General features: G+C 70.7%; 21 protein-coding genes and 1 pseudogene. 8 read left to right on the forward strand and 14 right to left on the reverse strand.

What is annotated here, in order from left to right:
* Positions 1–132: 132 nt before the first annotated feature.
* The gene (locus ACFQ6X_RS25960) at positions 133–1,989 is read left to right on the forward strand and encodes a BTAD domain-containing putative transcriptional regulator (RefSeq protein ID WP_383184792.1); all 1,857 of its coding nucleotides are present in this window, start codon (positions 133–135) and stop codon (positions 1,987–1,989) included.
* 27 nt (positions 1,990–2,016) lie between these two features.
* On the opposite strand, the gene ACFQ6X_RS25965 is transcribed toward ACFQ6X_RS25960, so the two are convergent.
* From ACFQ6X_RS25965 to argS, 4 genes are all read right to left on the reverse strand, one after another.
* Positions 2,017–2,883, reverse strand: coding sequence for a 4'-phosphopantetheinyl transferase family protein (locus ACFQ6X_RS25965; protein WP_383184793.1), 867 nt, complete (start codon positions 2,881–2,883; stop codon positions 2,017–2,019).
* A 230-nt stretch (positions 2,884–3,113) separates the two neighbouring features.
* A complete protein-coding gene (locus ACFQ6X_RS25970; protein WP_383184795.1) occupies positions 3,114–3,296 on the reverse strand; it encodes a hypothetical protein in 183 nt (60 codons plus the stop codon).
* A gap of 182 nt (positions 3,297–3,478) precedes the next feature.
* Positions 3,479–6,475 (reverse strand): BTAD domain-containing putative transcriptional regulator, encoded by a 2,997-nt coding sequence (locus tag ACFQ6X_RS25975; protein ID WP_383184797.1) that lies wholly within the window; start codon positions 6,473–6,475, stop codon positions 3,479–3,481.
* Between the two features lie 764 nt (positions 6,476–7,239).
* On the reverse strand, positions 7,240–9,012 hold the full coding sequence (gene argS / locus ACFQ6X_RS25980; protein ID WP_383184798.1) for an arginine--tRNA ligase: 1,773 nt from the start codon (positions 9,010–9,012) through the stop codon (positions 7,240–7,242).
* Positions 9,013–9,144: 132 nt separating this feature from the next.
* Between argS and lysS the strand changes: the two genes are divergently transcribed.
* Complete coding sequence (lysS, locus tag ACFQ6X_RS25985) at positions 9,145–10,896, forward strand: lysine--tRNA ligase (RefSeq protein WP_383184873.1); 1,752 nt, start codon at positions 9,145–9,147, stop codon at positions 10,894–10,896.
* Positions 10,897–10,965: 69 nt separating this feature from the next.
* Here the strand turns inward: lysS and ACFQ6X_RS25990 are convergent, their stop codons facing one another.
* The 3 genes from ACFQ6X_RS25990 to ACFQ6X_RS26000 form a co-directional block, all read right to left on the reverse strand.
* The gene (locus ACFQ6X_RS25990) at positions 10,966–12,366 is read right to left on the reverse strand and encodes a DUF2637 domain-containing protein (RefSeq protein WP_383184799.1); all 1,401 of its coding nucleotides are present in this window, start codon (positions 12,364–12,366) and stop codon (positions 10,966–10,968) included.
* A gap of 199 nt (positions 12,367–12,565) precedes the next feature.
* Complete coding sequence (locus tag ACFQ6X_RS25995; RefSeq protein ID WP_383184800.1) at positions 12,566–13,375, reverse strand: DUF3558 domain-containing protein; 810 nt, start codon at positions 13,373–13,375, stop codon at positions 12,566–12,568.
* Positions 13,376–13,556: 181 nt separating this feature from the next.
* Positions 13,557–14,354: a DUF3558 domain-containing protein gene (locus ACFQ6X_RS26000; protein WP_383184802.1), complete on the reverse strand. Its 798-nt coding sequence runs from the start codon at positions 14,352–14,354 to the stop codon at positions 13,557–13,559.
* Between the two features lie 173 nt (positions 14,355–14,527).
* Between ACFQ6X_RS26000 and ACFQ6X_RS26005 the strand changes: the two genes are divergently transcribed.
* Positions 14,528–15,721 (forward strand): RtcB family protein, encoded by a 1,194-nt coding sequence (locus ACFQ6X_RS26005; protein WP_383184803.1) that lies wholly within the window; start codon positions 14,528–14,530, stop codon positions 15,719–15,721.
* A gap of 114 nt (positions 15,722–15,835) precedes the next feature.
* Here the strand turns inward: ACFQ6X_RS26005 and ACFQ6X_RS26010 are convergent, their stop codons facing one another.
* The 3 genes from ACFQ6X_RS26010 to ACFQ6X_RS26020 all read right to left on the reverse strand — a co-directional run bounded on the left by ACFQ6X_RS26010 (position 15,836) and on the right by ACFQ6X_RS26020 (position 18,556).
* Entirely contained in the window at positions 15,836–16,594 is a 759-nt protein-coding gene (locus ACFQ6X_RS26010; RefSeq protein WP_383184805.1) for an SDR family NAD(P)-dependent oxidoreductase, read from the reverse strand.
* A gap of 62 nt (positions 16,595–16,656) precedes the next feature.
* Positions 16,657–16,992 carry a YnfA family protein gene (locus ACFQ6X_RS26015; RefSeq protein ID WP_383184806.1) on the reverse strand — a complete coding sequence of 112 codons (336 nt, stop codon included), beginning with the start codon at positions 16,990–16,992 and terminating at the stop codon, positions 16,657–16,659.
* A gap of 97 nt (positions 16,993–17,089) precedes the next feature.
* Entirely contained in the window at positions 17,090–18,556 is a 1,467-nt protein-coding gene (locus ACFQ6X_RS26020) for an FAD-dependent monooxygenase (RefSeq protein ID WP_383184808.1), read from the reverse strand.
* A gap of 107 nt (positions 18,557–18,663) precedes the next feature.
* On the opposite strand from ACFQ6X_RS26020, the gene ACFQ6X_RS26025 reads away from it, so the two are divergent.
* Entirely contained in the window at positions 18,664–19,239 is a 576-nt protein-coding gene (locus ACFQ6X_RS26025; protein WP_383184809.1) for a TetR family transcriptional regulator, read from the forward strand.
* 270 nt (positions 19,240–19,509) lie between these two features.
* On the opposite strand, the pseudogene ACFQ6X_RS26030 reads toward ACFQ6X_RS26025, so the two are convergent.
* From ACFQ6X_RS26030 to ACFQ6X_RS26040, 3 genes and pseudogenes are all read right to left on the reverse strand, one after another.
* A pseudogene (locus ACFQ6X_RS26030) lies at positions 19,510–20,258 on the reverse strand (Mut7-C RNAse domain-containing protein).
* Positions 20,259–20,352: 94 nt separating this feature from the next.
* Entirely contained in the window at positions 20,353–20,889 is a 537-nt protein-coding gene (locus tag ACFQ6X_RS26035; RefSeq protein ID WP_383184810.1) for a GNAT family N-acetyltransferase, read from the reverse strand.
* A gap of 40 nt (positions 20,890–20,929) precedes the next feature.
* Positions 20,930–21,742, reverse strand: coding sequence for a DUF6597 domain-containing transcriptional factor (locus ACFQ6X_RS26040; protein ID WP_383184812.1), 813 nt, complete (start codon positions 21,740–21,742; stop codon positions 20,930–20,932).
* Between the two features lie 84 nt (positions 21,743–21,826).
* Between ACFQ6X_RS26040 and ACFQ6X_RS26045 the strand changes: the two genes are divergently transcribed.
* A complete protein-coding gene (locus ACFQ6X_RS26045; RefSeq protein ID WP_383184813.1) occupies positions 21,827–22,399 on the forward strand; it encodes a TIGR03086 family metal-binding protein in 573 nt (190 codons plus the stop codon).
* Between the two features lie 365 nt (positions 22,400–22,764).
* Here ACFQ6X_RS26045 and ACFQ6X_RS26050 read toward each other — a convergent pair whose 3' ends face one another.
* On the reverse strand, positions 22,765–23,211 hold the full coding sequence (locus ACFQ6X_RS26050) for an arsenate reductase ArsC (RefSeq protein ID WP_383184814.1): 447 nt from the start codon (positions 23,209–23,211) through the stop codon (positions 22,765–22,767).
* A gap of 116 nt (positions 23,212–23,327) precedes the next feature.
* Between ACFQ6X_RS26050 and ACFQ6X_RS26055 the strand changes: the two genes are divergently transcribed.
* From ACFQ6X_RS26055 to ACFQ6X_RS26065, 3 genes are all read left to right on the forward strand, one after another.
* Complete coding sequence (locus tag ACFQ6X_RS26055; protein ID WP_383184816.1) at positions 23,328–23,639, forward strand: ArsR/SmtB family transcription factor; 312 nt, start codon at positions 23,328–23,330, stop codon at positions 23,637–23,639.
* A complete protein-coding gene (gene arsB, locus ACFQ6X_RS26060) occupies positions 23,639–24,769 on the forward strand; it encodes an ACR3 family arsenite efflux transporter (RefSeq protein WP_383184817.1) in 1,131 nt (376 codons plus the stop codon). The genes ACFQ6X_RS26055 and arsB overlap by 1 nt, the downstream gene beginning before the upstream one ends.
* A gap of 410 nt (positions 24,770–25,179) precedes the next feature.
* Positions 25,180–26,682 (forward strand): SulP family inorganic anion transporter, encoded by a 1,503-nt coding sequence (locus ACFQ6X_RS26065; protein WP_383184819.1) that lies wholly within the window; start codon positions 25,180–25,182, stop codon positions 26,680–26,682.

The following is a 26,682-nucleotide window of genomic DNA, read 5'->3' on the forward strand; positions in this document are numbered from 1 at the left end:
TGGGGGCAGGCTTCCAGCCCCTCGTCACAAGGCCAAGGCCACGGCGTTACCGAACGAATAACCCGCGAATAAAGCCCCCGCATAGCTTCTGCAGCGAGCACACGTTCGTATTAGCCAGACGGGGGGTGCCGAATGGACTTCCGAGTCCTCGGCCCGGTTGAAGCTCACAAGGACGGCACACGCGTTGCGCTGTCCGGTTCCAAGGTGCACACGGTGCTCGCGACTCTGCTGCTCGCCAGAGGCCGCGTGGTGTCCGACACCCGACTCAATACGCTCCTGTGGGGATGGGAGCCGCCGGCGACGTCCGGCGCACAGATCTATACGTACATGTCCAGGCTGCGCAAACTCCTCGGCGACGAGGTCAGGATCGAGCGCCGCCAGCCCGGCTACCTGCTCGCGGCGCCGGACTGCAGGGTCGACCTCCTGGAGTTCGAGCGGCTGGAGAAGCTGGGGCGTGCCGCGCTGCGCCGCAAGCGGTTCGGCGAGGCCGGGGCGCTGCTCACGGAGGCGCTGGGTCACTGGCGGGGAAGCGCGCTCTCCAACGTCACCGAACACCTCGCGGACGCCGAGCTTCCCCAGCTCGAGGAGGCGCGGATGCACGCGCTCGAAAGCCGGATCGAGGCAGATCTCGCGCTCGGCAGGCACGAGCAGCTGACCGCCGAACTCACCGGGCTCGTCGCGCAGTTCCCCCTCCGGGAGAAGCTCCGTGCGCAGCTGATGACGGCGTACTACCGGGGCGGGCGCCAGAGCGACGCGCTGCAGAGCTACTACGAGGGCCGCAGCCTGCTCGCCGACCAGCTGGGCATCGACCCCGGCGAGGCCCTCGGATCGACGTACGAGGCCGTGCTCGCCGGCAACCGCGGACCCGGGCCCGGGAGCAGGATCCAGCAGCCCGACCACTCCGGCTACGAGGACGACGACGCCCCGGCGATGCTGCCGCCGGACACCGAGGAGTTCATCGGGCGCCAGGCCGAACTCGCCGCCCTGCGCACCCAGCTGGCGGACTCCGCGGCCGGGCGGGGACCGCGCCACCTGCTCGTCACCGGCATGGCGGGCGTGGGCAAGACCGCGCTGGCCCTGCACGCCGCCCACACGAGCGCCGCGCACTATCCCGGCGGCTTCCTCTTCGCCGAGCTCGCCCAGCCCGACGGCCGGGCGAGACCTCCCGCCGAGGTCCTCACGACGCTCCTGCGGGGGCTGGGCGAACATGTCGGCAGAGGCGGCACGGGCAGCGGTGCGGACGGGCGCCTCGAACTGGACGAGCTGGTGCGCCTCTACCGGGCGCGCACGGCGGGCAGACGGCTCCTGGTGGTCCTCGACGGTGCGGTCGACAGCCGCGGGCTCGACCCTCTGCTGTCCGGGTCGCCGGACGCCGTCGTCCTGATCACGAGCCGCGCCCGGCTCACCCAGGTGACCGGCGCGCGAACGACCGCGCTCGCCCCGTTCGGCGACGGCGCCGCCTTCGATCTGCTGGCCGCGTCCGCGGGTCGCGCACGGCTGCTGGCCGAACCCGACGCCACGGACGATGTGCTCGCCTACTGTGCGGGGCTGCCGCTCGCGCTGCGCATCACCGGCAGCAGGCTCGCGGCACGCCCCTACTGGCCCGTCGCACGGCTCGCCGACCGGCTGGCGGATCCGGAGACCCGGCTCCGGGAGCTGTCCTTCGGCGGGATCGACGTGGTCGGCGCGCTGATGCCGGCGCTGCGGCAGCTGCCCGGATCGGACCAGGCACGGACCACGCTGATCCAGCTGGCGGACATCGGAGTGGGGTCGTTCCCCGCACAGCGGGCGGCCGCGCATCTGGGGACCCGGGAGTCAGCCGCGGAGCAGCGCCTGGAACAGCTGGTGGACGGGGCGCTGCTCGACATCTGCGGCGTCGACCGCCAGGGCCGGCCGCTCTACCGCTTCCACGAACTGGTGCTGCTCCTCGCCGGGTTGCTGAAGGAGACGGCGCACCGGGGACAGCCCGAAGCCACCGCCGCCCGCTGAGCGTGCGGTGTCACGGCACGTGCGGTGTCACGGCGCGCCGGGAAACGGGCGCGCCGTGCCTCCGGGCAGGTGCGTCCGTACCGGGCCGCAGGCCGGCTCGGTCCCGGCAGGCTGGGCGACGGCCGCTGCCGCGCGTCCGGAGAGCGCGAGATCCCGTACGACCCAGGCGGTCCGACCGTCGGGGTGCGGTTCGCCGGGGGTGCCGGGGGTGCCGGGGGTGCCGGGACAGTGCATCAACACGGTGTCCGTCGTGGCCGGGTAGGACTCGATCTGGTCCGGCCGGACGCCGTCCGGTACGTGCCCCAGCGCTCTGAGGACGGCCTCCTTCCGGGCCCAACATCGGTAGAAGACCTCATCGCGGGCAGCACCTCGCGGGAGCTCCAGCAGATGGAGCGCCTCGTCCGCGGTGAGCCACGACTCGGCCAGCACGTCCTGGCGCACGGGCCGCAGGCGCTCCGCGGCCACGCCGATCGTTGCCCCGGTCCCCACCGCGAGAACGGTGTGACCGCCGGTACGGGCCAGGCTGATGGCCAGGGGCACGTCGGGGCGGCTCAGGCGCGTGGGCCCGTGCCCGGGGTCCCCGCAGACGGGACACAGCGGCTTCTCGATGTCGACGTCCTCGGGTGCGACGTCGAGGAGCTCCCCGATCGCCCTGCGGGCCGTCGCCCTCGTGTGGACGTACGCCGCGGCATCGCGCTCCGAGTGGAGGCACAGGGCCTGCCGGAACTCCTCGGTGTTGAGCAGAGCGAGATCGGCGGGGTCGGTGCGCAACGGCTGGCGCCACCACCAGACATGCGTGTCACCACCGGCGCGGAGCGCGCGGAACACGGCCGCGGAGCTGTCCTCAGCCCCGCGGCCGCCGCTGTTCTCGAACATGTTGTAAGGGGGCGCCATGGGCACTCTCTGTCATTTCGACTGCTGACTGCGTGGCGCGGACCGTACCGTCCCCGTATATCGCGGATATATTTTTCGCCGCCCGGACGACCCCGCCCCGGCCGCCGGAAGCGGGCGCGGGGAGGGCGGCGGGAGTGGTCTGCGGGAGCGGACACACGGAGCGGGCGCCGGTCCTCCGGCGCCCGCTGTTCACCTGCGCGGGCCGGGCGTACCGCTCCGGCCCCGGATGCTCAGTGCCAGCTCTCGTCATTCGTGCCGTCGGCAGCCTGGGCCGGGACACCGGCGGCCGACACGGCAAGCCCGTTGCCGGCGGACGGCGCGGCCGCCGCGGATCCGGCGCCCACGAATGCGCACAGTCCCACGAGAACAGTGGTGACCGCGACGGTGGCGATGGTGTTACGGACGTTCTGCATTCTTCCCCCATGTCGTCAACCTGCTATGCGATGAACGGTATGCCACAAGGGTTTCGGCTCATTATCGCTCCGCTTTCGGTTTTCCGGACACCAGATATCGCGGGAAAGGGATTCCGGGATTCCGGCGGCCGGATTTGAGCGGTGGGGTCGAGTGGTCGATGAAGTGGCGGATTGAGGAACCGTCAGGGGATTTCCGGCGTCTCCTCCTGGGGAAGCGTTCCGGCAAGTGCCAGTTGCGCCCGCTCCACCCACGTCCCGACACCGATCCGGGTGAAGTCGTCCCGGGCGTCGGCGAAATACTGCCGGGCAGCGGAGTGCTCACCGCATTTCCAGCACGCCTCACCGAGGGCCAGTTTGATTTTCCCCTCAACCAGGGCGCTGTCGACCAGTCCGACGATTTCCAGGGCATGCAGCAGGGTTCCCCTGGCCTGCGCCCAGCTCCGCGCCCCCAGCCGGGCCTCGCCCAGCCCGAGGAGCCCATGGGCCAGACCGAACATGTCGGCCTTGGCCCGTACGATCCGGATCATCCGCAGGAACGCTTCCTCGGCCAGGCCGTACTCGTTCTGCGCGAGGTACACCCGGGCCAGCCGGTGGGTTCCGAGCGCCAGACTGCGGGCCCCTCCCTCACCGATCGCCGTGGAGACCCGCAGGGACTCGAGGCTCAGCTGCTGCGCAGAATCCGTACGGCCACGGTCCAGCTCGATCTGCGCCATGTTGTTCAGCACATGGGCCTCCGAGGAGAGGTCGCCGACCGCCCGGAACGTCGCCAGGGCCTGCGCACTGCGGTCCATGGCGGTCTCCAGATCCCCCCGCATCTCGTCGATCATGGCCATGTTGCGCAGGACGAGGGCGTGGCCGTGCTCCTCGCCCGCCCGGTCGTGGAGCGCGAGAGCCTCGGTGAACGACGTGTACGCCTCACCGAAGTTGCGCTGCCGCATCTCCAGGGCGCCGAGGTTGTGCAGCATGGCGGCCTGGCCACGGGCGTTGCCGGCCGCCCGCGTCGCGGCGAGCGCCCGCTCGCTGCACTCGCGCCAGTTGTCGAGGTAGTTGCGCGTCTCGAAGAGCACCACGATGGACATCGTGAGATCCCAGGCGAGCTCGTCCATACCGAGGGCGGCGGCCTGGTCGACCACCGCGACCAGGGAGAGCCGCTCGGTCTCCAGCCAGTCGAGCGGTGCGGTGAGCAGCCCGGCACCGAGCTCGTCGGGCAGCGGATGGCGGGGCACCGAACTGTGGATGATGCTGAAGTCGCCCCCGTAGGCACGCCGGTGGGCCTGTTCGGCGAGCGAGAGATAGGCCCGGAAGGCGCGTTGCCGTGCGGCCTGACGCTCCTCGGGGGTCTCCTCCGCCTCGGCGCGTTCACGGGCGAACAGCCGCAGCAGGTTCTGGAACCGGTAGCGGGGATGCCCGGTCGCGTCCAGGCCGACCACGTCCAGGAACTGGGCGTCGACCAGCTGCTCGATGAGCTGCTCCCCGGTCATCAGGTCCGTGTCCAGGAGCGCCGCAGCGACCCAGGCGCCGAAGTCCGGCACATCGAGAAGCCCCAGGCTCCGGTACAGCAGCGCCGTCGGCGCGGAGAGACCGCGGTACGTCAGGGTGAAACTGGCGCGTACCTGCGACTCCCCCGAGCTGAGCTCGTCCAGCCGCAGCCGCTCGTCGCTCAGCCGGCGCACCAGGCGCGACACCGTCCAGTGCGGCTTGGAGGCGAGCCGCGCCCCGGCGATCCGCAGGGCGAGCGGCAACAGGTCGCACAGCTCCACGAGCCGGGCGGCGGACGGCGGATCGGCGGCGATGCGCTCCTCGCCGACGATCTTCCCGAGGAGCTCGACCGCCTCGTACGGTGACAGCCGGCCGAGCCGCACCCAGGCCTGCGGCGGCCAGGCGACCATTTCGGACAGCTGCTCCCGGCTGGTGACCAGGACGCAGCAGCCTCCGCTGCTCGGCAGCAGCGGACGCACCTGGGCGTAGGTCCGCACGTTGTCGAGCACCACCAGGACCCGGCGGTCGGCGAGCAGGCTGCGGTAGAGGGCGGCGCGCTCCTCGGGCTCGGCCGGGATCTGGCCTATGGGCACCGAGAGCGAACGCAGGAAGCGGCCGAGGATCTCACCCGCCGGGGTGGGCTCCAGGTGCTCGTCGTAGCCGCGGAGGTCGGCGAAGAGCTGGCCGTCGGGGAAGTGGTCGGAGACGCTGTGCGCCCAGCGGACGGCGAGGCACGTCTTGCCGACCCCGCCGACCCCGGTGATCAGTCCCGTGGCCGGGCCGTGCGCCACCGCGCCGAGTTCGAGCAGTTCGTCGAGCTGGGCCAGCTCCTCCTTGCGGCCGGCCAGCCCCGATACGTCGGGAGGCAGCTCCAACGGGTCGCCGACGGGCTTCGACAGCAGGAGCGGTTCGCCGCCCGTGCCCTCGGGGCCGCGCGCGGTCAGCGAGGGTTCGTCCTGCAGGATCGCGTTGTGCAGCTCGGACAGGGCGGGGCCCGGTTCCAGGCCGAGTTCGTCGATGAGCCAGCGGCGCCCGTCCCGGAAGGTCTCCAGGGCCTCGGCCCGCCGGCCCGAGTGGTACTGGGCGGTGATCAGCTGATGCCGGGCTCTCTCGCGCAGCGGATGCTCGCGGACCATCGCCGCCAGATCGGGAAGGATCTTCTGGTGGTCGCCGAGCTGCAGGTGCACGGCCGTGGCGTTCTCGTAGGTGTCGAGCCGCAGTTCCTCGAGCCGCTGGGCCTCGTCCTCCACCAGCCGTCCCGTCACACCCGCCAGCGGCCGGCCGCGCCACAGTTTCAGGGCGTCCGCATAGCAACGGGCGGCCTCGGCGGGCCTGTTGTTCCTGACGGCCAGTTCGGCCGCCGAGACCAGTGCGGAGAACTCCTCCGAGTCGAGCTGGTGCATGCCGACCTGGAGGAGATAGCCGGGATGGGCGGTGACGATGACCTCGCCGGGGAAACCGGCGGCCTTGAACGTCTTGCGCAGCGCGGCGATACAGATGGACACCTGGGTACGGGCTGTGGCCGGCGGGTGGTTGCCCCACACGGCCTCGATCAGGGTGTCGACCGGCACGATCCTGCCCGGGCTGAGCAGCAGCACGACAAGAATGGTCCGGTGCCGTGGCCCTCCCACCGGCACCTGTGCGGCCCCGGAGGTCACTTCCAGGGGCCCTAACACCTTGAAGGTCAGCCGCTTCTCCACGTATCCCCCTTGCCTCCCGAACGGTGGAAGCAATTGATCCTGTCGCCCGGCAGGGCCGCCCGGCCTGCCGCTCACTGCCCCCGCGCCCGTGTCCCGCCGGGTGCGTGATCCCGGGAGTCTCGCCCGGATCGGCGCTACGGACTGGAATACGGGTGCTGTCACACCGTGTTCTGCTGCATTTCCTGAGTTGGTCCTGTGATCCCACGATACGGCGACCCTGCGATCTACCGCCCAGTACGGTTGGCCTACTCCGCAGTAAGTATCAACTCTTCGGCCAGGAATGCCATGATGCTCGGCCAAGTGCGCCGTTAAAGGCCGAGCGGGTTTCCGGCAAGTGGATTCGCGGCGTATGGCGCGCGGATGGCGGCAAATGACTCAGGCATGGCAGTGCCGTGGCTTCCCCGTGTTCCCGTCCGGGGGTGTTGCGGGCCCCCGCGCCGAATCCGGGGTGCGTCCGTCGGTAACACTATTTCGGACGGCTCGGCGGCCGTTCTAATGTGAGCCCTGTTCATGTTTTCCCCCGTACTCAATTCCGCCCGTCACGGCTGTTGCGAATCAACCACGCAATGCCGGGGGAAGAGCGGGTTCGAGTCGAATGTGGTGCAGGTCACGCGCCGGGCGAACGGTTGTCGGCCACGCATACCGGAGAGCGGGCACCGTGCCCCCGTAGCGCGCCCAGGGGCGCCTTCGCGAGAGGGAGCTGCCGGGACATGACAGGGGGCTGCCCGGGGCGCGAGCCCCGGGCAGCCCCGGCAGTCGTACGGTCAGAGGCGCTCGGGCGTCCGGATGCCGAGCAGCCGCATGCCCTGGTGCAGCGTGCGGGCCGTCAGCTCGACGAGGAACAGCCGGTTCTCGACGACCTCCGCCGGGTTCTCGTCGCTCAGCACCTGGCACTGGTCGTAGAACGTGGTGAGGTGCGAGGCGAGCTGGTACAGGTACGCGGCCAGCTTGTGCGGCTCGCACCCCGATGCCACCTCGGCCAGGACCTCGCCGAACTGGTCCAGGTGCAGACCCAGCGCCCGCTCGGCCGGAGCCAGTTCCAGCTCCGGGTGCGCGACGGGCTTCGCGTCCCCCGCCTTGCGCAGGATCGAGCGGATCCGGGCGTACGCGTACTGGAGGTACACCGACGTGTCGCCGTTCAGCGACACCATCTGGTCCAGGTCGAACTTGTAGTCCCGCACCGCCGACGTCGACAGGTCGGCGTACTTTACGGCGCCGACTCCGACGTACCGGCCGTTCTCGACGATCTCGTCCTCGGACAGGCCCACCTTCTCGGCCTTCTCGCGCACCACGGCGGTGGCCCGCTCGACGGCCTCGTCCAGCAGGTCCTCCAGCCGCACCGTCGTGCCCTCACGGGTCTTGAACGGCTTGCCGTCCTTGCCCAGGACCGTGCCGAACGCCAGCTGGTGCGCATGGACGTCCTCGTTCAGCCAGCCCGCCCGGCGGGCCGTCTCGAAGACCATCTTGAAGTGCAGGGACTGGCGGGCGTCCACCACGTAGACCAGGGTGTCCGCCTTGAGGTTCTGCACCCGGTCGCGGATCGCGGAGAGGTCGGTCGCCGCATAGCCGTAGCCGCCGTTCGTCTTCTTGACGATCAGCGGGACGGGGTTGCCGTCCGGGCCCTTCACATCGTCGAAGAACACACACAGCGCACCCTCGGAGCGGACGGCGACACCCGTCTCCTCCAGGATCCGGCAGGTCTCCTCGAGCATGTCGTTGTAACCGGACTCGCCGACGATGTCGGGGTCGCGGACCTCCATGTCGAGCTTGTTGAAGACCGAGTAGAAGTAGATCTTCGACTCGTCGACGAAGCCCTGCCAGAGCGCCAGCGTCTCCGGGTCGCCGGCCTGAAGGGCCACCACCCGGTCACGGGAACGCGCCTTGAACTCCTCGTCGGAGTCGAAGAGGACCCGCGACGCCTTGTAGACACGGTTCAGGGACGACATCGCGGCCTCGCCGTCCGCCGCCTCGCCCTCCTTGTGGCCCAGCGCGCCCGGGTGCTCGATCAGGTACTGGATGAGCATCCCGAACTGCGTGCCCCAGTCGCCGATGTGGTGGCGCCGGACCACGTTCTCGCCGGTGAACTCCAGGATCTGCACCATCGCGTCACCGATGACCGCCGACCGCAGATGGCCGACGTGCATCTCCTTGGCCACGTTCGGCTGGGCGTAGTCGATGACCGTGGTGCCCGCGTCCGCGTTCACCGGGACGCCGAGCCGGTCGGCGTCCGCGGCACGCGCGGCGAGCGTCCTGGTGATCGCCCCGTCGGTGAGCGTGATGTTCAGGAAGCCGGGGCCGGAGACCTCGATGTCCTTGATCAGGTCACCCGTCGGCAGGGCGGCAGTGACCTTGGCCGCCAGTTCGCGCGGGTTGCCCTTGAGCTTCTTGGCGAGCGCGAGGATCCCGTTGGCCTGGAAATCGGCCCGGTCGCTTCGGCGCAGCAGCGGGTCCGCGGTGCCGGCCTCCGGCAGAGCTGCCGTCAGGGCGTCCGCCAGCTGCTGCTGGAGCGTGGAAGCGAGGGAAGTGACCGAAGCCATGAGCCGGCTGCCGTTTCCGTAGAGGACAAGAGATCACCCAAGTATCCCACGGGGCGTAAAGCCGTTTTCGCGCTGTGGGCGGTACCTGGGAGAATGGGCGCTGCCCCTATGAGTCCTACACGAGAGAAGGACGTGCCGACCGTGGCTCAGAGTCAGAGCAGCACCGAGACCGACTGGGTCTCCCGCTTCGCGGACGATGTCATCGCCGAATCGGAGCGACGTGCGCCTGGCAAACCGGTCGTCGTCGCGTCCGGCCTCTCCCCGTCCGGCCCGATCCACCTGGGCAACCTCCGCGAGGTCATGACCCCGCACCTCGTCGCCGACGAGATCCGCCGCCGCGGCCACACCGTGCGGCACCTGATCTCCTGGGACGACTACGACCGGTACCGCAAGGTCCCGAACGGGGTCGCGGGCGTCGACGCCTCCTGGGCCGAGCACATCGGCAAGCCGCTGACCTCGGTGCCCGCCCCCGCCGGCTCCGCGTACCCGAACTGGGCCGAGCACTTCAAGGCCGCCATGACCCAGGCGCTGGACGAGCTGGGCGTCGAGTACGACGGCATCAGCCAGACGGAGCAGTACCAGGCCGGCACGTACCGCGAGCAGATCCTGCACGCCATGAGGCACCGCGCCGACATCGACGCCGTCCTGGACCGCTACCGGACGAAGAAGGACGGCGCGGCGGGCGGCAAGAAGCCGCAGCAGAAGAAGGTCGACGAGGCCGAACTGGAGGCCGCCGAGGGTTCCGGCGCGGCGGACGAGGACGACGGCAGCGGCAACACCGCCGGCTACTTCCCGTACAAGCCCTACTGCGGCAACTGCGAGAAGGACCTCACCGTCGTCACCTCCTACGACGACGACTCGACCGAGCTGAACTACACTTGCTCGGCCTGCGGCTTCGCCGAAACGGTCCGGCTGAACGAGTTCAACCGCGGCAAGCTGGTCTGGAAGGTCGACTGGCCGATGCGCTGGGCCTACGAGGGCGTGATCTTCGAGCCCAGCGGCGTGGACCACTCCTCGCCCGGCTCCTCGTTCGTCGTCGGCGGTCAGATCGTGCGCGAGGTCTTCGACGGCGTCCAGCCGATCGGCCCGATGTACGCGTTCGTGGGCATCTCCGGCATGGCGAAAATGTCCTCCAGCAAGGGCGGCGTGCCGACCCCGGCCGACGCGCTGAAGATCATGGAGGCACCGCTCCTGCGCTGGCTGTACGCCCGCCGCAGGCCCAACCAGTCCTTCAAGATCGCCTTCGACCAGGAGATCCAGCGGCTCTACGACGAGTGGGACTCGCTGGCGCGCAAGGTCGCCGAAGGCTCGGTGCTGCCCGCCGACGCCGCCGCGCACGCACGGGCCGTCGGCACGGCCGCCGGGGCGCTCCCCAGCACCCCGCGCCCCCTGCCGTACCGCACGCTCGCATCGGTCGCCGACATCACCGCGGGCGCCGAGGACCAGACGCTCCGCATCCTCAGCGAGCTCGACCCGGAGAACCCGCTCACCTCGCTCGACGAGGCACGGCCCCGGCTCGACCGCGCCGAGAACTGGATCACCAGCCAGGTCCCGGCCGAAGCCCGCACCATCGTCCGCGACGAGCCGGACAAGGAACTGCTCGGCTCCCTCGACGAGAAGGCGCGCGAGTCCCTGCGGCTGCTGCGGGAAGGACTCGACTCGCACTGGTCGCTCGACGGGCTGACCACGCTCGTCTACGGCGTGCCGAAGGTCCTCGAGGGCCTGGAGCCCGACGCCAAGCCGACGCCCGAACTGAAGGTGGCCCAGCGGTCCTTCTTCGCGCTCCTGTACCGGCTGCTGGTCAGCCGGGACACCGGCCCGCGACTGCCCACGCTGCTCCTCGCGGTGGGGGCGGACCGGGTGCGCACGCTGCTCGGCGCGTAGAGCCGCGGATACGACAGAACCGGGCGGGCCGCTGGACGGCCCGCCCGGTTCTCTGCTGCGCGGGGACCCTCAGGCGATGTGGTCCGCGGCCATCTCGTTGTCGAAGCGCTGCTTGAAGCCGGGCAGCAGCCGGCGGAGCAGGGCCGCACTGCGCGGATGACGGACGTTGTGGCCGTCCGAGAGGTGGATGTCGAGCACCTCGGCGCTCGGGTAGTCCTGGTGCTGATGCGTGTACGCGGTGAACACGTCGTACGCGATCTCGCTGAACTCGATCTCGGCCTCGGCCCATTCGGCCGGGTCCGCCTCCGGGGCGTCGCCGAGGGACTCCTGCGACGCGCGTCGGGCCACCGGGGCCTCGGGGCGGGCCGCCTGCTGCTCCTGGTGAGGGGCGGGCTGCTCCTCACCGGGCTGCGGTTCCGCGCTGCGGGGGTGCGGGAACGCGCCGATCGTCCCCACATTGCCCAGCGGGCGGGTCCGGCCACCGGGACCCGAGGGAATCATGACCGGGGACGGCTCCAGGCCCTCCACGTACGTGGGGTTGTACGCGCCCTCGTACGCCTCCTGCGGCGCCGCGAACCACGGGCTGTCGTGCGAGCCGGGGCCCTCCGCCGGCCATTCGCCCTGATCGTCGGGCCGCTGCTCCTGAAGCTGCTCCTGCCCCTGGTGCTGCTGCGGATGCTGCCGGGGCGCGGCGGGCTGCTGCTCCGGCCCCTGCGGGGTGTAGGCGAGCTGGGGCTGCTGCCCCGCCTCGACGGCTGCCGGGGCCGGCGGCAGCAGGGCCGGTTCGATGCCCGCGGCGGCGAGGCCGGCCGGAGCGGTCTCCGCGAGCGGAACACCGTACTTCGCCAGACGCAGCGGCATCATCGACTCGATGGGCGCCTTGCGGCGCCAGTTGCGGCCGAACCGGGCCTGCAGGCGGGCCTGGTAGATCAGCCGGTCCTGTTCGAGCTTGATGACCTGCTCGTAACTGCGCAGCTCCCACAGCTTCATCCGGCGCCACAGCTTGAACGTGGGGATGGGGGAGAGCAGCCAGCGGGTGAGGCGCACGCCCTCCATGTGCTTGTCGGCCGTGATGTCCGCGATCCGGCCCACGGCGTGCCGGGCGGCCTCGACGGAGACGACGAACAGGATCGGGATCACCGCGTGCATCCCGGTGCCCAGCGGGTCGGGCCACGCGGCGGCACCGTTGAACGCGATGGTCGCCGCCGTCAGCAGCCACGCGGTCTGGCGCAGCAGCGGGAACGGGATGCGCATCCAGGTCAGCAGCAGGTCCAGCGCCAGCAGGACGCAGATGCCCGCGTCGATGCCGATCGGGAAGACGATCGAGAACTGGCCGAAGCCCTTCTCCTCCGCGAGCTCGCGCACCGCGGCGTAGGAGCCTGCGAACCCGATCGCGGCAATGAGTACAGCACCGGCGACGACAACCCCGATGAGTACGCGGTGCGTGCGTGTCAGCTGCATTGCGGCCACCCGCGTTCCCCTCCCGACTTCGATGGACCGGCCCTGCTTCGGCATCCGGCGCGGGCACAGCCTGGCACATGCGTGCGAGTGATGTTGCGCGGGGAGGGTGCGAAGCCCGGTCCTCGGGGGAGGACCGGGCTGGGCAAAGACGCCTCTGGGCAGGTGCGTTCGTGTCCCTGCCGGGCTTGGGTTACGAGGTGGTGTCGGCCTACCGGGAGGACTTGGCGGAGGTCTTGGCGGACGGCTTGGCCGAGGCCTTGGCGGAGGTCTTGCCGGACGGCTTGGCCGAGGGCTTCACCGTCGCGGCGGCCTCGCCCTTGTCCGCGGAGACCGCGGCGACCGCTTCCTTGGCCGCCGTCTGGGCGTCCTTCAGGATGTCGGCGGCGGAGGGTGCCTTGGCGCCCGCGTAGCCCGCACCGTTGTAGGTGAGGGTGACGACGACGTTGCCCGTACGGGCCACGATCGTCGCGTACTTGAAGTCCTCACTCGTCTTGGTGAGGTCATAGGTGACGGCGGTCGCCTGCTCGCCGATGCCGGCGGCGGGCGCGGCCGCGACCTTCTGGGCGCCCTCGGTCGCCTGCGCCTTGGCGATCTGCTTCGTGTAGTCGTCCGTCGCCCGCTTGGCACCGCTGCCGAGGGCGTCGTCCGACTCGAAGCGGGTGAAGCCGACGTCGAGCCAGCGGTACTGCGAACCCTTGACGCCGTTGTCGTCCAGGCCGTTCCAGGAGCAGCTGCCGCGGGTCGCGGTGTCGCTGGACCGTCCCGGCGTGCCGCCCTTGTTCTTCGTCTTCGGAACCAGGGTCTCGATCGTCTTCTTGCCGATCGACGCGCAGGCGTCGGGCAGCGCGGCGAACTTCGCAGGCTCGACGCTCGGCTGCGACTTCTTCGCACCCGGGGAGGTGGAGGAGCCCGAGCCCTTCGTGTCGTCGGAGTCCGACGAGCAGCCGGCGACGACGAGCATCACCGGAACAGCGGCGCAGACGAGTATGCGGGACAGTCGCGGGGCGGATCGGTGCATGGTTCCTTCACTCGGACGGCACGGCGGTCTCGGTCGTGCGGATGGTCGGGCGGGCGGGTACGTCGGCCTGGCCGGCCGTCGTACCGAAGGGCCACGGTACGACGGACGGCGGCCGGATGCCGCCTCGGTCGCATGTCCCGGGGAAGCACGGTACGGCCCCGGCGGGGCCGCCGGACCCTGGCTACTCGCTGAGCGTCTCGGCCAGCTTCCGGGCCAGGGCCTGGGCCTTCTCCTGCAGTTCCTTGCTGTCGGGAACCTCGGTGACGAGGGCGGACTGCTCGGTGTACTCGATGGTCACTATGACGTTCGATGTGCGGAATACCACGCTCACGGTGCGGTGCTGTGCGGTGGAACCTGCCCTGGTGAGCGCATCGTCCAGAAATGCGGCGTCGCCGAGGCCGTCGAGCAGACGTGGCCGCAGGTCCTCGTCGGAGCCGGTGGAGGGGGCGGACGGGGTCGGAGGCGTGCCGGAGGCCGACCCGCCGGGGGAACCGGAGGGCGTCCCGCTGGGCGACCCCGTGGGCGTCCCGGACACGGAACTGCTCGGCCCGCCCGACAGCCCGGCGGCGCTCTCCTTCTTGCTGTACACGTCCTGCGCCCGGTTGTCGTCGCTCACCGCGGGGTCGTACGACACGACGCGCTCGAAGTCGATGGACAGATTCCGGGACGCGTCCGGGGCGTCCGACTTCCAGCGGCAGCCGACCTTGCGGTCGGTGTCGAAGGTGACGGAGGCCGTGCCCTCGTACACCTTGTCCTGCTGCTCCTCGGGCAGCTCGGCGGCGCCCGGCAGCAGGTCCTTGAGGGTGGAACGCGGCACCGCGCTGCAGGATTCGGGCAGCGTCCGGTACTTGCCCGGGGGCGCGGCCGAGACCGTCGGGCTGCCGGGCTTGCTGTCGGCGGCGGGGTCGTCGGCGCCGGAGCCGGCGCTGCAGCCGGCGACGAGCGCTGCGAGAAGCGCGACGCCGGGTACGTACGCCATGTGTCGCACGGTCCCAGGCTCCCTTCGGTACGGAAAACAGGTTGCCGCTCGATGGCGGCCGATGGACACAATGTGTATCGCACGCGCCGCTGTGAATGCCGGTCGGCCGACCTGTTTGCCGACCTCGGCACCGGTTTTGCGCTTTGAATCTTTTTCGGGGGAGTTGAGGGGTTATGTCGTATGTAGAGGTGCCGGGTGCGAAGGTTCCCATCCGTATGTGGGCCGACCCGGCCTCGGTCGAGGACGTCGCGATGCAGCAGCTGCGGAACGTGGCCACGCTGCCGTGGATCAAGGGTCTGGCCGTCATGCCGGACGTCCACTTCGGCAAGGGCGCGACCGTCGGCTCGGTGATCGCGATGCACGGAGCGGTCTGCCCGGCCGCGGTGGGTGTGGACATCGGCTGCGGTATGTCCGCGGTGAAGACCTCGCTCACGGCCAACGACCTCCCGGGGGACCTGTCGCGGCTCCGGTCGAAGATCGAGCAGGCGATCCCGGTGGGCCGCGGAATGCACGACAGCATCGTGGACCCGGGAAGGCTGCACGGATTCCCGACGGCGGGCTGGGACGACTTCTGGTCGCGGTTCGACGGGATCGCCGATGCGGTCAAATTCCGGCAGGAGCGCGCCACGAAGCAGATGGGAACGCTCGGAAGCGGAAACCACTTCATCGAGTTCTGCCTCGATGAAGAGGGATCGGTTTGGCTGATGCTCCACTCCGGATCGCGGAACATCGGCAAGGAGCTCGCCGACTTCCACATCGGGCAGGCGCAGAAGCTTCCGCACAACCAGGGCATCATCGACCGTGACCTGGCAGTTTTCATCGCGGACACCCCGCAGATGGCGGCGTACCGCAACGACCTGTTCTGGGCGCAGGAGTACGCGAAGTTCAACCGCGCGATCATGATGGGGCTCTTCCAGGACGTGGTCCGGAAGGAATTCAAGAAGGCGAAGGTCGCTTTCGAGCCGGTCATTTCCTGTCACCACAACTATGTGGCGGAGGAGCGGTACGAGGGTATGGACCTGCTGGTCACGCGGAAGGGCGCGATCCGTGCCGGCTCCGGTGACTTCGGGATCATCCCGGGTTCCATGGGCACCGGTTCGTACATCGTGAAGGGGCTGGGGAACGCGAAGTCGTTCAACTCCGCCTCGCACGGCGCCGGGCGGCGGATGAGCAGGAACGCCGCGAAGCGCCGCTTCTCGACGAAGGACCTGGAGGACCAGACGCGGGGCGTGGAGTGCCGGAAGGACTCCGGCGTCGTGGACGAGATCCCGGCTGCGTACAAGCCGATCGAGCAGGTCATCGAGCAGCAGCGCGACCTCGTCGAGGTTGTCGCGAAACTGAAGCAGGTCGTGTGCGTGAAGGGCTGAGCCCGGATCCCCGAACGCAGACGGAGCCCCCGGGCCGCACAGCGGCGGTCCGGGGGCTCCGTCGTGCCGGGCGTGCTGCTCGCCCCGGCACCCGCCCGCTGCCGCTCGCCGGCCTCAGAGTGTGCGGTGGACCTTGGAGTTGGAGGCCTGGGCGCGGGGGCGTACCACCAGGAGGTCGATGTTGACGTGGCTCGGTCGGGTGATGGCCCAGGTGATCGTGTCGGCCACGTCGTCGGCGGTGAGCGGGGCGTCGACGCCCGCGTAGACCTTGGCCGCCTTCTCCGTGTCGCCTCGGAAGCGGGTGGTGGCGAACTCCTCGGTCTTGACCATGCCGGGCGCGACCTCGATGACGCGGACCGGGGTGCCGACGATCTCCAGGCGAAGGGTCTCGGCCAGGACGTGCTCGCCGTGCTTGGCCGCGACGTAGCCGCCGCCGCCCTCGTACGAGGAGAGCGCGGCCGTGGAGGAGAGGATCACGACCGTGCCGTCGCCGCTCGCGGTGAGGGCGGGGAGCAGGGCCTGGGTGACGTTCAGGGTGCCGATGACATTGGTCTCGTACATCTGGCGCCAGTCGTCGGGGTCGCCGGTCGCGACGGGGTCGGCGCCGAGGGCACCGCCCGCGTTGTTGACGAGGACGGCGAGGGAGCGGAACGCCGTGGCGAACTCGTCGACGGCGGCGCGGTCGGTGACGTCCAGGGCGTAGGCCGTTGCCTGGTGGCCCGCCTCGGTCAGCTCGGCGGCGAGCGCCTCTATGCGGTCCTTGCGGCGGGCGGTGAGCACGACGCGGTATCCGGCGGCGGCCAGCTGCCGGGCGGTCGCGGCGCCGATGCCGCTGCTCGCGCCGGTGATGACGGCGATGGGGGTGGCGGCCATGGCGAACTCCTCGGACAGTTGATCGGTACGGCCAAGAATAGGCAGTCGCCCGGAGTGCGGATTCAGGGGTTGCGGGGTGCGTACATGATCAACGCCATGCCGGCCAGGCAGACCAGCGCGCCGATCACGTCCCAGCGGTCGGGGCGGTAGCCGTCGGCGACCATGCCCCAGGCGATCGAACCGGCGACGAACACCCCGCCGTACGCGGCGAGGATGCGGCCGAACTCCCCGTCCGGCTGGAGCGTCGCCACGAAACCGTAGGCGCCGAGCGCGATGACACCCGCGCCGATCCAGATCCAGCCGCGGTGCTCGCGCACGCCCTGCCACACGAGCCAGGCGCCACCGATCTCGAAGAGCGCGGCAACGGCGAAGAGTGCGACGGAACGGGCGACCAGCATGGAGGCAGCGTTTCATGCCGGCCGGACGGCGCTGTGCGGGACCTGGCCGCTGCGGACCGCGGTGAGGTGGCCTGCGCCGCGCTCCGTTCCCCGGCGGTCACCGGGCTATCGCGTGACGCAGCGCTTCGGGGTCGGGGTGCTCGCCGGCCCAGGCGATGTATCCGTCGGGGCGGACGAGCAGCGTGGTGGTGCGGTCTCCGGTCCAGTGCGCGTGGACGAGTGGGACCGGGGTCTCCGGGGTGGGAGCGTCCGGGGGTGTGACCAGAGTGAAGGCGCCGTCACCCAGGAGGTCGTGGAGACGGCCTTCGAGGAGCTTCAGGTCGGGGGCTCGGGTGCCCGTGAGGCGGTGGCTGCCGCGAGGCGCGGGGTAGGAGATCCCGATTCCGGTGATCATCCCGATCGCCTTGTCCGAGGCCGGTCGCACGACGGACAGCAGGCGGGTCACGGCGGTGCGTACGGCGCGTTGCAGCGGGGTCCTGGCCATGGCGAGGCGGATGATCGCGCCGCTGGCGCGGAGCACCTTCGTGCCGACCGGGTGCCGTTCGGCGTGGTAGCTGTCGAGGAGTGCTTCGGGGTCGGCGGAGTGCCCGTGCAGGACGGCGGCGAGCTTCCAGGAGAGGTTCGCGGCGTCCTGGAGCCCGGTGTTCATGCCCTGGCCGCCCGCCGGGGAGTGGACGTGGGCGGCGTCGCCTGCCAGGAAGACCCGGCCGGTGCGGTAGGCGGGCACCTGGCGTTCGTCGCTGTGGAAGCGCGAGATCCAGCGGGCGTCGTGCATCCCGTAGTCGGTGCCGAACGCGAGGCGGGCGGTCTCGCGCAGTTCGTCGAGCTCCACGGGATCGCTGTCGGAGGCCTGCCGGGTGCGGTTCCAGCCCATGACCCGGTACCAGCCGTCGCCGAAGGGAGCGATGAAGGCGAAGGCGTCCCCCACGCCGTTGACGGTGAGGAGGCTCGGGGGTTCCTCCGCGAGGCGGACGTCGGCCAGGACGATGGACCTGATCACGGACTCGCCCGGGAAGGGCAGCCCGAGGGCGTGGCGGACGGCGCTGCGGACTCCGTCGGTGCCGACGAGGTATTTCGCTTCGAGGGTGGAGCGGGTCCCTTCGGTGTCCCGTATCCCGGCGGTGACCGTGCCCCGGTCGGCGGACCGGCTCAGGCCCAGCAGCTCCGTCCCGTACCGGAAGGTCACGCCCGCTGCGCGTGCGCGGCGCTCCAGCAGGCGTTCCACCTCGTACTGCGGGGTGATCAGGAGGTACGGGAATCGGGTCCGCAGCCGCGACAGGTCGAGCGAGAGCCTGCCGAACAGCCGCATCCGGGTGAGGAGGGTGCCGGTCGCGATCAGCTCGTCGGCGAGGCCGCGGGTGCCGAGCAGCTCGAGGGTGCGTGCGTGGACGGCGAAGGCGCGGGTCATGTTGCCCGTCTCCTTGGGGCGGCGCTCGACGAGGGTGACCGACAGTCCTTGGGCGGCGAGGTCGCCCGCCAGGAGCATGCCCGTGGGCCCCGCGCCCACGACGAGTACGTCGAGGGTGCCGGAGGTGCTGGATTCGCTGCTGGATGTGCCGGTCATGACGGCCTCCCGGTGCCATGTGCCAACGGTTGTGGGTCAACGCTTGTTGGCAAACATAGAGCCCGTGGATATGGCATGTCAACGCTTGTTGGCCTACGATTGTTGGCATGCCAGCTCAAGCCTCCTCGTCCCCGCGCCGCTCGGACGCCACCAAGGCCGCGATTCTCGACGCCGCACGCGAGCGCTTCGCCGCCGACGGGTACGAGCGCGCCACCATCCGCGCCATAGCCCGCGACGCGCGCATCGACCCGTCGATGGTGATGCGGTACTACGGCTCCAAGGAGGGCCTGTTCGCCGCGGCGTCCGAGATCGACCTGCGGATCCCCGGTCTGGGCGCACTGCCGGGAAAGCACATCGGCGCGGTCCTCGTCGAGCACTTCCTGGACCGCTGGGAGCAGGACGACGTGCTCACGGGCCTGCTCAGGGTGGGTGTCACCAATGAAGCGGGAGCCGAGCGGATGCGGGCCGTCTTCGCCGAACAGCTCGGGCCGGTGGCCGCCGGCGTCTGCCCCGACCCGGCCGATGCGCCGCGCCGTGCGGCGCTCGTCGCCTCGCAGATCCTGGGCATGGCGCTCGCGCGGTACGTCCTGCGCATCGGGCCCGCCGTCTCGATGTCCCGGCAGGAGATCGTCGGCTGGCTCGCGCCGACGGTCCAGCGCTATCTGACGGCCGAGCAGCCGTAGGGGCGCGCAGCAGCCGTAGGAGCGAGCAGCTTGAGGAGCGCGCAGTCGTGCGAGTGGGCAGCCGTACGTGCGGGCAACCGCAGGAGCGCGCAGGCGGGCCGTGCCAGGAGCCGGACGCAGGCGGGCGGGTGCGCGGGCGCCTTCACCGGCCGGCGCGCAGGAAGGGACGGCCCGGGTGTCCGGACGCGGCGGCTAAGCGGTCTGCTGCACGGCGCCCGCGAGGACGTCGTGAACGCGAAGCCCTCCCGGCGGCGCACGGTCGCCGACCGGCTAGGCGGTCGGCGCCTCGTTGTGGAGCTCGCCGAACTCGCGCACGGCGTCCGCCACGACGGCCTCCAGGCGGGCGTGGTGGGCGCCCCGCCAGTACACCCGCCCGCAGTCCGTGCACTGCGCGAACACGTCGTAGGACTCCTGCGTGCCGTGCTCCAGATGGGCACTCACGGAGTCCTTGTCGGCCTGTGCGAGCTGCCCGTTGCAGGCGGTGCAGCGGGACCACGGTGCGAGTGCGGGCGCGAAACGACCCAGGACGTCGCGGAGCTGCTCCTCCGGGCGGTCGCTGTAGATGTACGCCCCCGCCCAGATCTCCCGCCGCCTGAGCAGCCCCCGGTCGCGGGAGAGCAGGATCCGCCGCTCCTTCGCGGAGAGGGTCGCCAGTGCCGGGTCGCCGATGTCCTTGCTCTCGTACGCCGCGTCGACACCCAGGAGCCGCAACCGGCGTGCGAGCGTGCCCAGATGGACGTCCAGCAGGAAGCGGAGCGGCGCGCCGGGGACCTGCTGCGGGCGTTGCACGGCCCGCACCTCGACCAGCTCGCCCGGACCGGGGATGTGTGAGACGGGCACGGGGCGGCCGTCGACCAGGAGCTGTCCGGCCTCGGTGAGCGGGATGCCGAGGGATTCCACGACGTGTCCCAGGGTCGAGGAGCCGTCGGTGATGACGCCGGTGCGCCCTGCCGACGCTCGTGGGCGACGAAGAGCCGCAGTTCCGGGGCTACTTCGAGGGCGATCTCGGGTCCGTTCACCTGGCCAGGATGCCATTGCGCGGGGCGCGGCAGCGAGAGGTTTCCGGGGCGCGCGGACGCGGGCCGGCGGCGGGCCGCGTCCGGGCGGTCGCGGTCAGCGGTCCGGGTGCAGGTCCAGTCGCCAGTCGTTGGCCACCATCGGGCGGCCCGGAGGGTACTCCAGGTCGCACGTGCCGATGAGCACGAAGCCCGCCTTGCGGCAGACCGCGTTCGACGCCGCGTTGGCGACGGACGGGAAGGCGTGCAGGAAGCGGTGCTTGTGCTCCGCCCGTGCCTGTTCGGCAACGGCGTTCGTGGCGGTCGTGGCGATGCCGAGCCCCTGGAAGCCGTGGAGGACCGCCCATCCCGTCTCGTACACCTGCTCGCCCTGCCAGGTCGTCTCCCAGAAACCGATCGTCCCCACGCCCTCGCCCGTTGCGGCCAGCGAGATCCGGAACATGCGGCCCTTGCCTGTCCGGTCGGCGCTCAGCGCCGCGTACCGCTCGTGGCGGGCTTCGAGCTGCTCCTGGGTCTCGGGACCGCCGAGGTGGTCCATCAGCTCGGGGGCGTTGGCCAGGCGGAGCAGTTCGAGGTCGTCGTCCGACCAGGGCTCGATCCGCAGGGGCGCAGGGACCGGTGGAGTGCGTTCCATGGAGCGACTGTAGTGCGCGCCTGCGACAGCGGGCCGGGCGTCAGCGGGGCGCGAAAGCCGTCGGCGGCACGCCCACCGTCGCCGTGAAGTCCCTGACCAGGTGCGCCTGGTCGCTGTAGCCGAGATCGGCGGCGAGCGCGGCCCAGTCGGTTTCCGGGTCCGTCTCGGCGCGCTGCAGTGCTTCGTGGATGCGGTACCGCAGGATGACCCACTTGGGCCCGACGCCCACGTAGGTGGCGAAGAGCCGCTGCAGTGAGCGTGCCGACAGGCCCTCGGCACGGGCCAGCTCATCGACGCGGAGCAGCGAGCGGTCCGTGCGTACGCGTTCGACGAGCGCCATCACGTGCTCGGCCTGCGGGTCCGGCGGGGGCACGAGCGGCAGCAGGTAGGCATCGAGTGCTGCGACCCGGGCGTCCTCCTCGGCGGGATCGAGAACGGCGTCGACGTCCGGTGCGGCGAGCACCTCCTGAGCAGGGAGCCTCTGCCCGGTCCACGCCGACACGGGCCTCTCCGGTGCGAACGGCCGGAATCCGCCGGGCCGGAACTTCACGCCGCAGACGCGTCCCCTGCCCTCCAGCCGTTGGCTGAACAGTCCCTGGACGATGCCGACCACTTCGGCGAAACCGGCCCGTTCCGCCCTGGTGCCGGACTCGTGCCGCTGGAGGACGAGGTGGACCGACGGGTGGGGGACCACATGCGAGGTGTACGGCTCCGTGAGGTCCCAGTCGATCAGCCAGTAGTGCTCCAGCCAGGGGCGCAGCGCGGGGGCGGGTTCGCGCAGACGGAACCGCACGCGGGTGAACAGGTCGGAGGCGTCGACGATGCCCCGTGTGTCGCGTGCGGGTCCGGCCATGATCGGGATCCTACGGCGGGCCCCCGGCGCACCTGTCGCGTTTCTTCAAGACGGGCGCGCCCGGCCGGGGGCATCGTCGGGAGCATGAAGAAGATCAGTGAACTTCTGGACGTTTCCGCCGAGCAGGCCTGTCCCGTCGTGCGGGGGATCGGTGACGAGGACCTTTCTGCCCCCACGCCGTGCACCGAGTACGACGTGCGGGCCCTGCTGAACCATCTGTTCCTCGTGGTCGCCAACTTCCGCGCTCTGGCGGCCCGGGAGCCCGTCGACTTCAGCCGGACGCCGGATGTCGTCACGGGCGACTGGCGCCGCAGGTTCGGGGACGGGACGGCGCGGCTGGTGGAGGCCTGGGACGAGCCGGGTGCCGAGGACGGTGTGGCCGGAGGCATGGGGCTCCCGGCCAGAACGGTGGGGCTCATGGTGCTGGGGGACCTGACCGTGCACGCCTGGGACCTGGCGCGGGCGACGGGTCAGGACTTTGTGCCCGACCCGGCCGTGGTGCGGGAGTTGGGCCCGGGTCTGGCCGGGATGGCGCCGCAGGCCCGGGAGATGAAGGTGTTCGGCGAGCCGTTCCCCGTACCGCCCGAGGCAGGAGCCTTCGAGCAGGTCCTGGCTGTGACGGGCCGCGATCCGGGCTGGTGCCCGCCGCGGCCGTGACATCGCCGGCCGTCCCCGCCGTCGGCGGCCGCATGCCCGGCGGGCAGTCGTAGAAACGGCCGAGTGAGGCGTACGCGCGGTCGACGACGGCCTCGGCCCGCGTCAGCACGTCCTGTTCGGCGAGACGTGCCGCGTGACGGGTGTACGGGGACGGCGGAGCCGGATGCCTGCGCCGCCACCAGCAGTCGCCCGCTGCGTGGATGCCGCCGGCGAAGGTCAGGAGCGGGATGGACAGGGCCAGCAGAATGTCGCCCATGCCGGGCCTCCTCCGACGTCGATGCCTCTTGCATCGGCACAGCCGGCGGGGTGGCTGGAGATCCTTCTTCGGACAATGAATGGCTGAATGGGGGCGTGACCTGGGTGGGTCAGGCCTCCGCCCCGTCATCCGCCGGTGCCTGCTCGGCCGTGCCGTCCGGGGCGATCTCCTCGATCAGGCCCTCGACCAGAACCCTGATCCCGTCCCGGACGGTGCGGACGGCCGCGACGTCCTGTCCGGCCGGGTCGTCGAGCTTCCAGTCCAGGTACCGCTTGCCGGGGAAGACGGGGCAGGTGTCGCCGCAGCCCATGGTGACGCAGACGTCGGACTCCTTCACCGCGTCGACGGTGAGGATCTTCGGGGTCTCGGCGGAGATGTCGATGCCGACCTCCGCCATCGCCTCCACAGCGGCCGGGTTCACGGCGTCCCCGGGGGCGGAACCGGCGGAGCGGACCTCGACGCGGTCCCCGGCGAGGTGGGTCAGCCAGGCGGCTGCCATCTGGGAGCGGCCGGCGTTGTGGACGCAGACGAACAGCACGGAGGGCTTGTCGGACATCGGGGATCTCTCTCCACTCACGGGGGAAGGGGGTTCCGTTCACGACGGAATCGGGTTCCGTTTCGCTTCACCGCCAGGTGATATCAGCAGCTGCTGATGTGTGAAAGTATCAGCCCATGATGACGTCAGCCACCACTGACCTGATCCGGGTTCTCGCGGACCCGCTCAGGCTGCAGATCGTGACCCTGCTCGCCCACGAGACCCTGTGTACGTCCCACCTCGTGGAGGAGACGGGCGCCCGGCAGACGAATCTCTCCAACCACCTGAAGGTGCTGCGCGAGGCCGGTGTGGTGGCGACGGAGCCGTGCGGCAGGTTCACGTACTACTCGCTGCGGCCCGAGGTCGTCGAGGCGCTCGCCGGCTCCTTCGGCGAGCTGGCCGCCACCGCGCGTACGACAGCCGAGACCGGCCGGAAGCGGGCCTGCTGATGGCCACGGCCGAACAGGGCACCGCCTCACCGGGGCGGACGCCCGCACAGAGCCGCGGCAGCGGTGCGATCGTCGCCGGTCTTTCCGTGCTCGACCGGTTCCTGGCCGTGTGGATCCTCGTCGCGATGGCTCTCGGTCTGGGGCTCGGCCGGCTGGTCCCCGGGATGGACGCCGCGCTCGCGAACGTCGAGGTCGGGGGCGTCTCGCTGCCGATCGCCGTCGGCCTGCTGATCATGATGTATCCGGTGCTGGCCAAGGTGCGGTACGACAAGCTCGATGCCGTCACCGGGGACCGCAGGCTCCTGGTCTCCTCGCTGGCCGTCAACTGGATCGTCGGCCCGGCCGTCATGTTCGCCCTGGCCTGGATCTTCCTGCCCGACCTGCCCGAGTACCGCACCGGCCTGATCATCGTCGGCCTGGCCCGCTGCATCGCCATGGTCATCATCTGGAACGACCTGGCCTGCGGGGACCGCGAGGCCGCCGCCGTGCTCGTCGCTCTCAACTCCGTCTTCCAGGTCGTCGCGTTCGGCGTGCTCGGCTGGTTCTACCTCGACCTGCTGCCCGGCCTGCTGGGCCTCGGCGACGGCGAGAAGCTCGACATCCCGATGGGGAGGATCGCCCTCAACGTCGTCGTCTTCCTCGGTGTCCCGCTGCTCGCGGGCTTCCTCACCCGGCGCCTCGGCGAGAAGCGGGTGGGGCGCGACACCTACGAAGCGGCGTTCCTGCCCAGGATCGGCCCGTGGGCCCTGTACGGGCTGCTCTTCACGATCGTCATCCTCTTCGCCCTGCAGGGGGAGACGATCACCTCGCAGCCCCTGGACGTGGTCCGGATCGCGCTCCCGTTGCTGGTCTACTTCGCCCTGATGTGGTTCGGCACGTTCCTGCTGGGCAAGGCCGTCGGCCTGGGTTACGAACGCACCGCGACGCTCGCGTTCACGGCCGCCGGCAACAACTTCGAGCTGGCGATCGCCGTCGCCATCGCCACCTTCGGCGTCACCTCCGGACAGGCGCTGTCGGGTGTGGTCGGCCCGCTGATCGAGGTCCCGGTACTGATCGCGCTCGTGTACGTGTCGCTGGCCTGGCGGCGCAGGTTCGCCCCCAAGGGCCTCGCCCCATCTCGGCTGCCGTGAGGCCCTCGTCACGGGCGGGGAGCGGATCACACTCGGGAAGCGTCCCGCCGAACGGGGCGTGACTGCGGGAATCCAGCGCCTGAAGCGGGCTCGGGGCGCGTCCGGAACGCACCGGCGCGTCCCCGACCCAATCGGGCGCACCGGCCGGGAACGGTAGAGTTGGTGAGCTCCCAGGCACGGGACGGGGCCGACGATGCCCCCGGCGGAATCCGGTGCCCGGGGAGTTGCGGGCCGCGGCCGGCGAAGCCTCTCGCCGCGGAACTCCGCCCCGACAGCAGCCCTGGATGCTGCTGCCCCCGAAACTTCCGTCCGCCGCGCGGACGATCCGCGGAACGCCGTCCGGGCTCCGCGGTCCACGCATGTCCCACGGTGCTGCCGGGCGTGCCCGAGTACGACAGGTGTCGCTCCCCTTGCCCTCTTCCGTACTTTCCGCGGCCGGCCTGCTGCGCGGTCACCGCCCGTCCTGGCTGTCCCCGAAGGTCTTCCGGACGGAAGCCCTGGCCGGCCTCGTCGTGGGCCTGGCGCTGATTCCCGAGGCGATCTCGTTCTCGATCATCGCCGGCGTCGACCCCGCGGTCGGTCTGTTCGCCTCGTTCACCATGGCTGTCGTCATCTCCTTCGTCGGCGGCAGGCCCGCGATGATCTCCGCCGCGACGGGGGCGGTGGCGCTGGTCATCGCCCCCCTCAACCGCGAGCACGGCTTCGGCTATCTGGTCGCCGGCGTCATCCTGGGAGGCGTCTTCCAGGTCGTCCTCGGGGCGCTCGGAGTCGCCAAGCTGCTGCGGTTCGTGCCCCGGAGCGTGATGGTCGGCTTCGTCAACGCGCTGGCCATCCTGGTCTTCATGGGACAGGTCTCCGAGATCACCGATGTCCCCTGGCCGGTGTATCCGCTGGTCATCGCCGGGCTGGCGATGATGGTGCTTTTCCCGAGGATCACCAAGGCGGTCCCGGCCCCGCTGGTCTCCATCATCATCCTGACCGTGATCACCGTCGCGGCCGGCATCGCGGTCCCGACGGTCGGTGACAACGGTGAGCTGCCCTCGTCGCTGCCCGTACCCGGCCTGCCGGACGTGCCCTTCACCCTGGACACGCTGACGACGATCGCCCCGTACGCGCTGGCCATGGCGCTCGTCGGCCTGATGGAGTCGCTGATGACGGCGAAGCTGGTGGACGAGATCACCGACACGCGTTCCAGCAAGACCCGCGAGTCCATCGGCCAGGGCGTCGCCAACATCGTGACCGGGTTCTTCGGCGGCATGGGCGGGTGCGCCATGATCGGCCAGACCATGATCAACGTACGGGTCTCGGGCGCCCGCACCCGTCTGTCCACGTTCCTCGCCGGTACGTTCCTGATGATCCTGTGCATCGTCTTCGGGCCGGTCGTCTCCGACATCCCGATGGCGGCCCTCGTCGCGGTCATGGTCATGGTGTGCTTCGCGACGTTCGACTGGCACTCCATCGCGCCCAGGACCCTCAAGCGGATGCCCGCCGGTGAGATCACGGTCATGGTCATCACGGTCGTCTGCGTGGTCGCGACCGAGAACCTCGCGGTCGGCGTCGTCGTCGGTTCGGTCACCGCGATGGTCATCTTCGCCAAACGGGTCGCCCACCTCGCCGACGTCACGGCGGTCACCGACCCGGACGGCAGCAGGGTCGTCTACTCCGTCACCGGCGCGCTCTTCTTCGCGTCGTCCAACGACCTGGTCGGACGGTTCGACTACGTGGACGACCCGGACAAGGTCGTCATCGACCTGAGCGCCGCGCACATCTGGGACGCCTCCTCGGTCGCGACCCTGGACGCCATCACCACCAAGTACGAACAGCGCGGGAAGAGCGTGGAGATCACCGGGCTCAACGAACCGAGCGCCCGCATCCACGACTCACTCAGCGGCGAGCTGACCGGCGGCCACTGA

Origin of the sequence: Streptomyces sp. NPDC056452, assembly GCF_042796085.1 — a bacterium.
In the GTDB taxonomy this organism is placed as follows: domain Bacteria; phylum Actinomycetota; class Actinomycetes; order Streptomycetales; family Streptomycetaceae; genus Streptomyces.

Coding starts and splice junctions, on each gene's coding strand:
- ACFQ6X_RS25960 (WP_383184792.1), top strand. CDS start 133: ATGGACTTCCGAGTCCTCGGCCCGGTTGAAGCTCACAAGGACGGCACA.
- ACFQ6X_RS25965 (WP_383184793.1), bottom strand. CDS start 2,883: ATGGCGCCCCCTTACAACATGTTCGAGAACAGCGGCGGCCGCGGGGCT.
- ACFQ6X_RS25970 (WP_383184795.1), bottom strand. CDS start 3,296: ATGCAGAACGTCCGTAACACCATCGCCACCGTCGCGGTCACCACTGTT.
- argS (WP_383184798.1), bottom strand. CDS start 9,012: ATGGCTTCGGTCACTTCCCTCGCTTCCACGCTCCAGCAGCAGCTGGCG.
- ACFQ6X_RS25995 (WP_383184800.1), bottom strand. CDS start 13,375: ATGCACCGATCCGCCCCGCGACTGTCCCGCATACTCGTCTGCGCCGCT.
- ACFQ6X_RS26000 (WP_383184802.1), bottom strand. CDS start 14,354: ATGGCGTACGTACCCGGCGTCGCGCTTCTCGCAGCGCTCGTCGCCGGC.
- ACFQ6X_RS26005 (WP_383184803.1), top strand. CDS start 14,528: ATGTCGTATGTAGAGGTGCCGGGTGCGAAGGTTCCCATCCGTATGTGG.
- ACFQ6X_RS26010 (WP_383184805.1), bottom strand. CDS start 16,594: ATGGCCGCCACCCCCATCGCCGTCATCACCGGCGCGAGCAGCGGCATC.
- ACFQ6X_RS26015 (WP_383184806.1), bottom strand. CDS start 16,992: ATGCTGGTCGCCCGTTCCGTCGCACTCTTCGCCGTTGCCGCGCTCTTC.
- ACFQ6X_RS26020 (WP_383184808.1), bottom strand. CDS start 18,556: ATGACCGGCACATCCAGCAGCGAATCCAGCACCTCCGGCACCCTCGAC.
- ACFQ6X_RS26025 (WP_383184809.1), top strand. CDS start 18,664: ATGCCAGCTCAAGCCTCCTCGTCCCCGCGCCGCTCGGACGCCACCAAG.
- ACFQ6X_RS26035 (WP_383184810.1), bottom strand. CDS start 20,889: ATGGAACGCACTCCACCGGTCCCTGCGCCCCTGCGGATCGAGCCCTGG.
- ACFQ6X_RS26040 (WP_383184812.1), bottom strand. CDS start 21,742: ATGGCCGGACCCGCACGCGACACACGGGGCATCGTCGACGCCTCCGAC.
- ACFQ6X_RS26045 (WP_383184813.1), top strand. CDS start 21,827: ATGAAGAAGATCAGTGAACTTCTGGACGTTTCCGCCGAGCAGGCCTGT.
- ACFQ6X_RS26050 (WP_383184814.1), bottom strand. CDS start 23,211: ATGTCCGACAAGCCCTCCGTGCTGTTCGTCTGCGTCCACAACGCCGGC.
- ACFQ6X_RS26055 (WP_383184816.1), top strand. CDS start 23,328: ATGATGACGTCAGCCACCACTGACCTGATCCGGGTTCTCGCGGACCCG.
- arsB (WP_383184817.1), top strand. CDS start 23,639: ATGGCCACGGCCGAACAGGGCACCGCCTCACCGGGGCGGACGCCCGCA.